The following is an 11,520-nucleotide window of genomic DNA, read 5'->3' as shown; positions in this document are numbered from 1 at the left end:
GTGTCGGAGTTCGATGGGAGATGGCTGAATATAACATTTGAGAGAGTCTGGAATTTTCCAGACTCTTTTTTATGCTATGGCGGGGTGTTATTGCTTTTAAGCGAAAGGAGAAACCCTGTTATAATCCGGGGCTCAGGATCTTTGTTCCTGATACGCTAATCAGATAGTGAGAAATCAACAGACTTCAGGGAGATTTTCCTTCGAATCTGAACAATGGGACAGGCCTTTTAGCAGGCTCATTTAACGTCTTCGAGTTGAGGTATGTGTTTAAAGTGGCGCAAAAGTATCGCAGAGGGCGCAGAGGAGCGCTAAGTGACGCTAAGACTCTTTGCGCTCCTCTGCGCACTTAGCGCTCCTCTGCGTCCTCTGCGATACTCTTACGCCGGTCTGACTTAAGCTAACTCTCCCGGAGTGTAAGGGGATAGGAGGCCAGCTAACTCATGCTTACGATCCTCAGGTTATGCTTAACCATTAAACGATGCTGCGCTGAAACTTTTTTGGAATAACTCATTTTTGAGTACTTACAACTTCAGTCTGCTTCTTTTTCTCCCTCAACCCCGGTTTTGTCAGGTAGAACAACCTCCAGGCAAAGCCATCCTTCACAAAGAGGTTAAAAATGATAATGGGAATGATGATACCTGCGGCAATGCCGATGATCAGCAATACGATCGAATTATCGATCCCAAAGGCCTTGGTAAGAATTGTACGCGTAAATGCAGCTATCATTACATGCATCACATAGATATAAAGCGAGTGATAGCCGAAAACACGAAGAACGGGCAGGATCTTCCATTCCTGCATGCGGAAGGCGAGAATGAACATATAAAAGCAACCGATCAGCGCGATCAGCAAGAACTCGATCATGTTGCCTTTGTGATAATTGAGGTAAAAAACCTGCGTGGCGATAAATACCGGCGTCACACAAAGAAGTACCACCTTGCTTTTAAGGAATTGCTGAAACTTATCATTAAAAAAAGCAGTGGAGATGACGTCACCAAGGGCAAAGAATAGATAGAACTCCATCCAGTCGGAGATCATGGAGATACTGTCAAAGTAAGGTGATAAAAGATAAGTGGTCAGGCCAATGATCAGTTGGAGCCATGAAGGCGGCTTCAATTTTGTTTTTACCAGAATGTAGATTATGGTGGTATTAAACAAAGCGGGTAGGTACCACAGCTGGTCAAGTGCGCGTGGTTGATAGAAAATGTAGGTATAATCGATCAGTGAGCGATGTGAGTTGCTATAAGAGGAGAGGACGATCTGAATGGTTACCTGAATGAATGCCCACACCAGGTATGGGTAAAAAAGGTTCTCGAATTTAAAGTAAAATAACCGGGACAGGGTTCTTTTCCCGATACTGCTGTTGATGAAAAGCCCTGAGAGAATGAAGAACAAAGGCATCCTGAAGCTATAGAAGATCTCATTCGCGGTAGCAAGATATGTTGGTACATGTATGCTGCCACGCTCGAGGCCGATCAGCACGTGGCGATAGACTACAAGAATGATCGCGATACCGCGTAGATAATCAACCCAGGGAAATCTTTCGCGCTCGAGTACGCCGAAATTGAACAATGCTTTCACCCGGTCTTTAAGGCTGCGGGTGGTTGTTGTGTTAGTCATGGTGTTCAGGGTTGTTGCCGTTTCGCTTTTTCCCATACTGCCGACTGTTTGCCCCTGATGAACCGGAAGAATCCTGCAATTACAGATGTGTTCATAAAGGTAAAGTAGTACGGGATCTTGAGGATACCGGGACGTTTACGCGGCTCCATGATAGAGGCCGTGATCGCCATCAGGTAGAAAACTATCTGCATAACGAGTGCGAACTGGTAGAACAGGCCACCACCGTTTGATACGATGACCAGATTCGCGATCAGTGCGAATATCAGGCAAAGGGGAGTAAGTGTCCAGCGTAAAACCCGGTGGGAGATATAGAGAAACGTTAGGCGGAAATGTCGCCAGAACCGGAACAGGCCTTTTAATATAACGATCGACTGAAGGCCGCCGGCTGCGATCCTGACCTTTCTTTTTCTTTCATCAACAATTGAAAATGAAGGAGATTCCATGGCAAATGCCCCAGGCTCGTATCTTACTCTATATCCTTTTTGTACTACTTTGAGTGAAATGATAAAGTCGTCGAGTACCACATCATGTCCGAGCGGCTCATACAATTCTCTGCGTAACGAGAACAATTCGCCGGCAGCCCCAACGACGGAGTAGAATTCATCGTCCACTTTTTTGAGCCATGATTCATATTTCCAGTATAAGCTTTCGCCTTCACCCACGCCATTGTCGGCATCAGCGGCAGACATCACTTTTTTCTCACCTGCAACTCCGCCATTTTTGGGATCCAGGTAATGGCGGCTGATCCGTTTTGAGGCCTCCAGGTTGAGTAATGTATTGGCATCGGAGATGATAAGGATGTCGTTGCTGGCAATGTTGATGGCCCGGTTCAGGGCGGCAGCTTTACCCTGTCTCAGATCCTGGTGAAGCAGGCGGATGGAAGGGTAACGTTTGACGATCTCCGGAGTTTTGTCTGAAGATCCGTCAGTTACAAAAATAAATTCGATCTTATCGGCAGGGTAGTCCTGTTCCAGTGAATTCTTAATTTTATCGGCAATAAAGTCTTCCTCGTTAAATGCGGCCACAATAAAGGACACGGAGGGGTGAAAATCTGCGTTCTGATCAGGTTCCTGTGGTTTCTTTTTCAATAAATTGAAGAAGTAAATAATAATTGCGTAGCCTGCGTAGTTATAGAAAATGATGAAAATGCAGGCAAAGAATGCGATCTCCCAGAATATCATAAAACGGCTTAAACGGAGGCTAAAATAGTGATTGGTTCTAATAAATCAATGGAACTCCTTTATTTTCAATAATTTTAATATATTTGTTTGATTAACAAGCGCCCTCATGAAACCCGAAAGTTCAAATGCTCATGAAACCATAATGGTTGTTGCAATTGGTGCAATAATGATCTATTTTTTTGTGAAGACGCTTTTCTTCTGATACCCCTTACCTTACTATGAGAAGCTTTATGAGCTCACGTCGGAAATTGTATACGACTGTGAGTAATTTTCTTGAGGACACATTTCTTGTCCGTAAGATGAATAACTGGTTCGGTTATTCAGTAATTCTCCTGATTGCTATCGCTTTTGGATGCCTGTTCGTTGATCATGCTACCATTGGACTGGGAATCTTCGTGGCTCTTCTCGGGCTGGGCATAGGCATTGCCTGTATGGCGAGTGCCGAGACCGGTCTGTATGTCATTATTACTTTCTCTTTTTTCGCTTTCGTGATCTCGCGGCTATTGTTCAGGGGAAACCTGCAGGTGGGCGTCATTTTCGACGTGCTGGTACTGGTCACCTTTATGGGGTTGTTCATCCGTGGAAAAGGGTTCAAGGAAAATTTCAACCAGTTTCTGAAAACGCCAGTGGTGGTATGGATGCTTGTGTTGCTTTTTTATCTCGGCTTTGAATTGTTCAACCCGCAGTCCCGCTCGTTTGATGGTTGGTTCATGGCTTTCCGTAAGTATCTCAGCAGTATCCTTCTTTTGTATATCGCCTATGCCTTATTCAATAAATATGACGTCGTAAAAAGGTTCATCGACTTCCTGTTCTGGAGTTGTGTGGTCGCCGCAGTCTATGGATGTATTCAGCAATGGCATGGGTATTTTAATTTCGAGATGGAAGTGATCATGTCGGATCCTCATGGATTCGGATTGATCTTCGTGGAGGGGGAGTTCAGGAAGTTCTCAACCATGTCTGACCCAGCGGCCTTCGGGATCCTGATGGCGGTATGCGTGGTGTTTTTCCTGATCCTCGCGACGGGGGAGAAGAAAGCCTCCAAGCGATGGACAATGATCATTGGTTGCATTTTCATGATCATGTCCACGGGATATTCGGGAACGCGGACGGCTTATGCTATTATCATCGCGGGGATCGCTTTCTACATCATGCTCAATTTCGATAAGAAGAATACGCGTGTATTTGCGATCATTGCTACCGCGGTATTTTTATTACTGATGTATGGGCCTTATTCGAATAAAACGATCTATCGTTTCAGAACCACTTTTGCGGGCCAGAAAGATGAGTCGTTCAACGTAAGGGTGATCAACCGTAAAAATATTCAGCCCTACATTTATACGCACCCGATCGGGGGAGGATTAGGCAGCTCAGGTGCTTCCGGGATGGTCTTTCACCCGGGACACTATCTTGCGGGCTTTCAGCCAGACAGTAGTTATCTGAAGAAAGCGGTGGAGACCGGATGGATCGGGTTGATCATTATCCTGATCCAGTATTTTGTGATCATGAAGATTGCGATCGTCGCATTTTTCAGGATGCGATCGCAGAAGATCAAGCTTGTCTATGTAGCTGTGATCTCTGGCATGTTTGCCTTTTATGTTGCGGAATTCGCCCAGGTTGCCATTGGGCAGATCTCAGACATTGTAGTTTATTTTCCTTTTATCGCCTTGATATTAAAACTTAAAGACGATGACGAGCCAAACGAGCCCGCTGCACCAACCGAACAAGTTACTGCTTAAACTTCCTTTTGCTTTAGCCTCAGTTTTTACTCTTGCAGGAGTTTTCCTGATCATCAGGAAGGTGGCTGCATTAACGGGTGGTGAGTTCTCGTATCCGCTTGACGATCCGTATATCCACATGCAGATCGCGAAGAATATTGTAGAGTCGGGTACCTGGGGTATCAATGAAGGAGAGTTCGGTTCTGCTTCTTCATCGCTTCTTTATACGATATTACTGACGGCTTCTTTTAAGCTGTTTTCCTTCAATATTTTTATCCCATTGGTGATCAACCTCATCGCTGCCATTGCATTGTTGTTTGTGATCCATCGCTGGTTACGGAAGCAGGAGATCTCTTTGATGGCGGAATTTATCATCCTGACTGCCATCGTACTGCTGGGGCCTTTGCCGGTGATCATCATGAACGGGATGGAGCACGTGCTGCAGGCATTGTTCGTGTTCATGTACCTGGTGTCATTTACTGACTGGTATTATAAAGAGGGCACCAGTTCGGTCGGGAAGAAAGTACCGCTGAACCTTATCCTGCTGGCGGTGCTGGTCGTTGCAGTTCGCTATGAGGGTCTGTTCGTTGTATTTGGTACCTGCCTGATCCTCCTGTTCAGAAAAAAGATCGCGCCGGCTTTCTTACTGGGCGGAGCGGCATTTTTACCAGTGATCCTGTTCGGGATCTACTCTATTATGAAGGGAAGCTATTTTCTTCCCAATTCGGTATTGATCAAAGCAGATGGCCTGGAATTGTCGGTAAGAGGTATCATGGAATTTGCTCAGCGTAATCTTGTAGATAAGCTGACGATCGTGAATACGGATAATTTTCCCGTAGGGGCGCCGCGTCCGGGGATCTCCCTTTTATCCACGCAACGTTTGCTGATCATATTACCGCTGGCCTTTCTGTTCTATCGTTATTCTGGTGAACAGAAGAAAACCTACGGACAATTATTGTTATTACTGATACTGATCTCTTTCCTGCATTTATGTCTTGCGGCAACAGGATGGTTGTATCGCTATGAGGCGTACCTGCTCATGGCAACCATTGCTGTGACCGGCGCATTGCTGGCCCGTAATACAGGTTCAATATCCTGGAAAGGATTCAACCATCTGGCAGCTAAACTTTGCGTGGCCCTGCTTGCCTTTGCATTGTTTTTCCCATGGGTATTAAGATCTACTGCTGCTTATTCCAAGATCAGCCAGGCTTGTATCAATATTCATGACCAGCAGAATCAAATGGCAAAATTTATTAAGCAGTATTATTCCGGCCGCACGGTTGCGCTGAATGATATCGGTGCAGTTGCTTTCTTTGGAAATGTGCATACGATCGATCTGTGGGGACTTGGTAACATTGATGTGGCGAGAAGCAAAAAAGGAAAATACTGGACCCCTGAATTTCTTGATAGCCTGGTGAAGAAGGAGAAGACGGAAATAGCGCTTGTGTATGATGAATGGTTCAGTCCGGAGTTGCTCAAGCGCTGGACGAAAGTTGCTACCTGGAAGATCCCGAATAACGTGATCTGTGGTAGCGATGTAGTCAATTTCTATTCCATTGAACCGGCAGCTGCTGCAGATCTGCGGTCGAAGCTGACTGAGTTCCAATCTCAACTTCCCGCTTATGTTGAGGTCAGATTCTACTGATTGTTTACCAATGTTGTTTGGTTAAGTATTTCCCCGAAGTTCACTCGATGGCCGATGGCCAATCATCGGACTACAGGAGGATCTTTTAACTAAGTGACATTTGATTGTTTACCAATGTTTCGCAGCTGGAGATTCATGGGGCTGCCGCGGATCAGGTAAATGTGCGGGCAGGCCTAGGAATTTTCTTTTGTCAGTTTAAATGCGCTGAAGGTTAGAAAAGGTCAGGTCCATCTTTAATTTTCCCGGGATACGGTACCGCATCGATGGGGCAGACGGGCGCGAAAGATAAATGGAATATAAGGGAGCTACTACCTGTATGATGCGTCAACACCTCGAAATAGCAGGGAGTACGGAGAGAGGGCGGATGGACGGCGGATGGACGGTAGATGAGGGGTGGGAGGTTTGTACAGTTCTGGTACACTTACCGCGCGTTTTACCGGGGAAATTGTAGAGTATCGGTAGAGTATTTTTCGAACTGCCTAGTCCTAAAATAGCTATGCAGGTTAAATAATAATCCTGGTTGTAGTTATACCGTATTTTCTCAAAGGTTTAAAGCCCCCGTATCCGGGCGCCAGCGACGCATATACCTGTCTACAGCGCACCCGCGCGGTCGCGCTGGTTACAAACGGGCATACGACAGCACCCGCATTGCTGCGTTTGACTGTCGTTGCCCGCTTGCATGATATAATTCCACTAACCTAACTCACATTTCCTTTTTTTGATCATAGATGCAATGAAAAAAAATGCACCGCCCTTTTCAGGACTGCCCTCCTCCACCAGTCCTGAAAATGACGGTGACTAAGAAATTTCTCTGCTGTAAATATCGCCTCAAATGATAGGTGAAGTCAAGGGAAAAACACAAGATCTCAGGGGAAAATAACAGCCAAGATGCGAGGAGAAGAGCGGGTATTGCTGTTGTAAAAATTTACATAACATCGGTCTATAAGCTATCGTCCTGGCTTGTAAATTTTAAAACAGCCACCCTTCAGTTAATCCCTGATACTGGAAAAGCCAAAGCCGGGACCTCCTGAATTCGTGGAGATCCCGGCTTTGGCTTTTCCGGGAGAAGCAGATCCGCTAAATCTGCCCCATCAGCCTGTTGAAGCCTGGCGAAGGCGTGGCAGGCAAAACACCTGATCAAGCGCTGGAAGGCAATTTATCAGGTGTTTTAGTTCCTATCTAAACTACATTGGCATTGTTGGTTGTAACGGCTGGTTGCGGAACCGGTGCCGCTTCTCTTGGTTTTTGTACAAAGAACCTGTCCTTGAGTTTGATGAAGTACACTTCAAAAAAGCTGTAGCTCAATTCTGACACAGCATAAGTTACGGCTACGTATGGGAGGAATAACAATACTTTCATCCAGTATGTTTCTGGTTTGAATATGTTATTGAATACGTATACAAGCACGATCCAGTGGAATACATACATGCCGTAGGATACTTTCCCAATGCGGACGATCCATGGGTGTTCGAGGAATTTCCTGAACCAGCGGATCGAATTCACGCTGAATGGACTGGTGAGCACCAGGATCACTGCCGCGCAAAGTATATTGATCAATGTATAATGCCATACGTGCTGATAGTTGCTGATCAGCCAGTGATTATAACCATAGTCATCCCAATAGCTGAGCGCTGAACCACTGAAGATATAATTCACTCCGCCGGCAACAAAGAACAGGATCAGTATGAACCGGAGGACCCACATCGGATTTTTGATCTTCTTATCCAGCATCAGCACCGGGATAATACCACCGAAGCAGAATGCATCGAGGTGGCTTAAAGTATTCCAGTATACAGCATCGGCTACTACTTCCACGGCCAGTCCCTTGCTTTTGTAATATTCTCCCACCAGGTAACGAAGGACAGGTGAGATGAGAATGATAAACACCATCAGGCGTTTAATGAACTTCTGTGGACAAAGGAAGATGATCAACGGGAACAGGAAATAGAACTGTTCTTCGATGGATAGTGTCCAAAGGTGTGTGAACAATGGATTACCCTGCCATTCCGGGATCAACCTGGAGTAGTTGACCGTGTAGGTAGCCAGGTAAGGGAAATAGGTAGGGAAGTAGGAAGGGAAATTAAACAGCAGGTAAGCGATGCCGATCACCAGCAGATATCCCACATACAGCGGGAAGATGCGCAATGAACGTCTTACCCAGAACTTCTTGAATTTAAAGCCAAGGCTGTAGGGTTTTGTTTTTTCTTTCCAGAGGATGCCTGTGATCAGGAAGCCGGAGAGAACAAAGAAAAGCTGTACGGATACCCACGAAAAATGGAACAGCTCGGCGTGGTAGGTCATGATCAGTAATAAAGCCAGGGCACGAATGCCGTCCAGGCTCCTGATGTAACCATCATTCTTTTCCATAAAATTATATCTTACTTTTTGGTGGACTTCTGGCTGGAATTAGCGGGGTTCAACACTGATTCGAGTGGCACTCCGATAATTTCTTCGATTTCGAGCTTCAGCAGTTCCTGCTCAAGCTTCATATTTACGTTTTTAGTAAGCTCTTCATTAGCGCTTTTACGCGTGGTGAGGTAGGTATCAAATTTAATAATTCCTCTTTTGAAATCCTCTTCGGCCTGGGCGGCGGATACGGCGATATCGTTGGTCATTTCAGACTGTATTTCCATCAGGGCGCCGAGTGCTTTATAATTATTATACTTTGAAAGAATATTCAGTTTGATAGAGCGGCCGAGGTCTTCTTTTTTGGTGTTTCCCTGTGCAACAGCTTCCCTTGCCATTTTAGTCTGCGGTCCCTGGGAGAAGATGATACCAAGTGGTACGTTCAGTGCAAAGAAATACCGGGGATAGATCATTGGAGGCTGTGTGCCGGTGCCGGTACTCTTTTGAGAAGAGAACTCATTATAGTTCAGCGAAAGGGTTAGAAAGTTCAGCCAGTTGCCTTTTGTCTTTCTCAGTTCAAGCTCGCTGATCTTTACTTCGTGTGTCGCGAGTCTGAATTTAGGGCTGGCCAATGCCAGTTCTACAAGTTTTCTCTGAACGGCTGTATCATTCGGGTTGTTGAACGTTCTGTTGTTAAGCAGGATCACATCGATACCGCTGCTGTCTATCTGTGCGCCGGCGGTAAAGCTATTTAAAAAAATAAGCAGTGTGGCAATGGTTAATGCCAAAGGTTTTCGGTTCATTTTTATATCGCGTTTACATTTTCTAGGTCAACTTTATTAAGTACAGATCCGGAGAATTTTCCATTGAGGTCTTTGAAAAATTCAATGGATGACTTGTCGATCTGTTTGATGATCTTGGTTGCGGAGAATATCGCAATAACTCCGTCGACATACTTAACAAGTTCACGGCTGTCGGAGAAGTCATTGAGCGGTGGTCCTTCCAGGAAAATGTAATCGAATTCTGAAGTGAGTTCTTTCAGGTGAACAAGAATATTGTTGATCGGCAGGATCTCCGATGGTGTGTAGTCTCCACCTTCTGATCCGATAACGAAGACGTTTTCGCTGAGCTTAGTTGCGTTGTTCAGGATGGCAGATATTGAATAATCTCCTTTATCTGACATTTTCTCCAGTACAGGGTCTGCGCCCATCTGAACGGTCAGGTCATTGTTACAGAAGTTTGTATCGATCACCAGTACTTTTTTCCGGCTAAGACTCAGGCTGTATGACAGGGCTTGTATGAGTGTCGTTTTACCTTCACCTTTTCGGGTACTTGTGAACAGGAATACTTTTTTCCCATCGCGTTCTACTTCATAACGGAGTTTCCTGATCGATTCGCGGAACACGTTGCTTCGTTTCTTTTCCGCATTGTCGCGTTCTATGATATTACCGGAAACAAGGTCTTTCAGGTTTCTGTTCTTCAGGCTTTTGAAATTGACCATGCTGATCATTTTCAAGTTCACCGCTTTGGAGAAGATACCCGGAGTTTTGATCGATGAGTCGAGATAGGTGAGCAGTACGATCACCAGGATACAGGAGAGGAAGGTTACAACGCCCGCCATTCCCACGATCATTTTACGCTTCGAAGGTTCCGGATCAACTGCCGGCTGTGCCGTCTGGATCTGGCGGAAGTTGTTCGCCAGCGATGTACTTACGTCTACCGCGTTGCTGTATTTCTGTTTTGCGTCGAGGTATTCGCGTTCAGCCAGTTTAACTTCTTCGAGCATTGTTTCCACCTGCGCACCTCTGGATGAGGTTGAAGCGATATTTCCTTTCAATCCGCCGATACGTGATTCGATCCCTCTGATCTTGTCGGTGCTGGCCTGGATATCTGTTTCCAGATCCATTTTTTCTTCCAGCAATTGACTCCGGCTTGCACTGCCGCCCGTTTCAGAAGGTGTAACGCTTGATGAACTATTTAGCTTTTTCTGATATTCTTCTTTGAGGCGGGTATGTTTTGCCAGTGCCGCATTATCTCCTGTTTGAAGATATTCTTTGTATGCGTCATTCATTGCCTTGCGGGCAGTCACAATGTCTTCATTGCTGCCGCCAGTCGATTGACCTGCCGCACTTCCTCCGGGGAGATTAGCCAGTTTCTGATTGACCTTTCTCAAAGAGTAATATGCTTCTGTTTGTTTGTTTTTTTCTGCGGTAAGCGATTGTTCGAGGCTGGCGATGATGTCCAGTTTGCTGGATGTTTCAGACATTACATCAACCGAGGAGCTTTCGCCGCGGAGCATCCTGTTCTTTTCATCCAGCTCCGTTTTCTTTTTATCCATCAGGCTCTGCAGTGTATCGATCGACTGCTGCGTTCTGGAATTCCTCATGTTTGCATAGTAGCGGATGAACTGCTGGTACATATTATTCACCAGGAAAGCGGAAAGCTCCGGGTTTTCCGAAACACCATTGATCTCAATATAATCGGTTCCGGGAACCCTGTATATATTAAGCATTGATGTGAGGGCATTGTGATTGTATCCATACAGCTTCATCAGGTCGAGCAATTTCTTGTCTTCAGGTTTGTATGAAGTCAGCATGGACATTGTTTCCAGCTTGTTTGCGTATACTTTTTTTGCTTCTTCAATATTGACCTGCTTAAGTACCGGGGAAGCTGCATCTTCTTTTGTCAGCGTTTTGAATGGTACGGAGTCAAGGTCGTGAAGCATCATTTTGTAAGAAAGAAGGCTTACCACACCTGGAGAGCTGAAGGTGTTGATTGCGTTGTTGAAGCGTACATCTGCTTCAAAGATCCTCGTTTCTGTTAAGTTGATTTCTTCAGTAATACTATATCCGGTCGAGATCCTGGCGGTGGATTTGTAGTATTTGATTTCGTTTCTTGTGAAAAACCAGGCGATGAATGCTGCGAGAACGGAGGCGCCAATAATGATCCATTTTCTCTTAAGAAGTACTTTGATAAGGTATAAGAGATCCATTTAAACTAGGGTTTAGACGAT

The 11,520-nt window shown here is 45.4% G+C and carries 7 protein-coding genes; 2 read left to right on the top strand and 5 right to left on the bottom strand.

Features of this window, described 5'->3' with window-relative positions; genetic code table 11:
- Positions 1 to 507: 507 nt before the first annotated feature.
- Positions 508 to 1,656 carry an acyltransferase family protein gene (locus LZZ85_RS21370; protein WP_237875398.1) on the bottom strand — a complete coding sequence of 383 codons (1,149 nt, stop codon included), beginning with the start codon at positions 1,654 to 1,656 and terminating at the stop codon, positions 508 to 510.
- Positions 1,626 to 2,801: a glycosyltransferase family 2 protein gene (locus LZZ85_RS21365; RefSeq protein WP_237875397.1), complete on the bottom strand. Its 1,176-nt coding sequence runs from the start codon at positions 2,799 to 2,801 to the stop codon at positions 1,626 to 1,628. The genes LZZ85_RS21370 and LZZ85_RS21365 overlap by 31 nt, the downstream gene beginning before the upstream one ends.
- Positions 2,802 to 3,061: 260 nt before the next feature.
- Between LZZ85_RS21365 and LZZ85_RS28705 the strand changes: the two genes are divergently transcribed.
- Positions 3,062 to 4,537 (top strand): O-antigen ligase family protein, encoded by a 1,476-nt coding sequence (locus LZZ85_RS28705; protein WP_237875396.1) that lies wholly within the window; start codon positions 3,062 to 3,064, stop codon positions 4,535 to 4,537.
- Positions 4,488 to 6,161, top strand: a complete 1,674-nt coding sequence (locus LZZ85_RS21355) for a DUF8728 domain-containing protein (protein ID WP_237875395.1) — start codon at positions 4,488 to 4,490, stop codon at positions 6,159 to 6,161. The genes LZZ85_RS28705 and LZZ85_RS21355 overlap by 50 nt, the downstream gene beginning before the upstream one ends.
- Before the next feature lie 1,179 nt (positions 6,162 to 7,340).
- Here the strand turns inward: LZZ85_RS21355 and LZZ85_RS21350 are convergent.
- The 3 genes from LZZ85_RS21350 to LZZ85_RS21340 are packed head-to-tail and all read right to left on the bottom strand — an operon-like array spanning position 7,341 to position 11,499.
- A complete protein-coding gene (locus LZZ85_RS21350) occupies positions 7,341 to 8,528 on the bottom strand; it encodes an acyltransferase family protein (RefSeq protein ID WP_237875394.1) in 1,188 nt (395 codons plus the stop codon).
- Between the two features lie 11 nt (positions 8,529 to 8,539).
- Positions 8,540 to 9,310 (bottom strand): TolC family protein, encoded by a 771-nt coding sequence (locus tag LZZ85_RS21345; protein ID WP_237875393.1) that lies wholly within the window; start codon positions 9,308 to 9,310, stop codon positions 8,540 to 8,542.
- Positions 9,311 to 9,312: 2 nt separating this feature from the next.
- The gene (locus tag LZZ85_RS21340; RefSeq protein ID WP_237875392.1) at positions 9,313 to 11,499 is read right to left on the bottom strand and encodes a GumC family protein; all 2,187 of its coding nucleotides are present in this window, start codon (positions 11,497 to 11,499) and stop codon (positions 9,313 to 9,315) included.
- Between the last annotated feature and the right edge of the window lie 21 nt (positions 11,500 to 11,520).

The organism is Terrimonas ginsenosidimutans (genome assembly GCF_022012415.1).
Classification (GTDB): domain Bacteria; phylum Bacteroidota; class Bacteroidia; order Chitinophagales; family Chitinophagaceae; genus Terrimonas_A; species Terrimonas_A ginsenosidimutans.
This window is presented reverse-complemented; position numbering and strand designations above follow the sequence as displayed.

Bases quoted from the DNA above. Each gene is read 5' to 3' on its own strand.
- LZZ85_RS21370 (WP_237875398.1), bottom strand. From the start codon at position 1,656: ATGGGAAAAAGCGAAACGGCAACAACCCTGAACACCATGACTAACACA.
- LZZ85_RS21365 (WP_237875397.1), bottom strand. From the start codon at position 2,801: ATGATATTCTGGGAGATCGCATTCTTTGCCTGCATTTTCATCATTTTC.
- LZZ85_RS21355 (WP_237875395.1), top strand. From the start codon at position 4,488: ATGACGAGCCAAACGAGCCCGCTGCACCAACCGAACAAGTTACTGCTT.
- LZZ85_RS21350 (WP_237875394.1), bottom strand. From the start codon at position 8,528: ATGGAAAAGAATGATGGTTACATCAGGAGCCTGGACGGCATTCGTGCC.
- LZZ85_RS21345 (WP_237875393.1), bottom strand. From the start codon at position 9,310: ATGAACCGAAAACCTTTGGCATTAACCATTGCCACACTGCTTATTTTT.
- LZZ85_RS21340 (WP_237875392.1), bottom strand. From the start codon at position 11,499: ATGGATCTCTTATACCTTATCAAAGTACTTCTTAAGAGAAAATGGATC.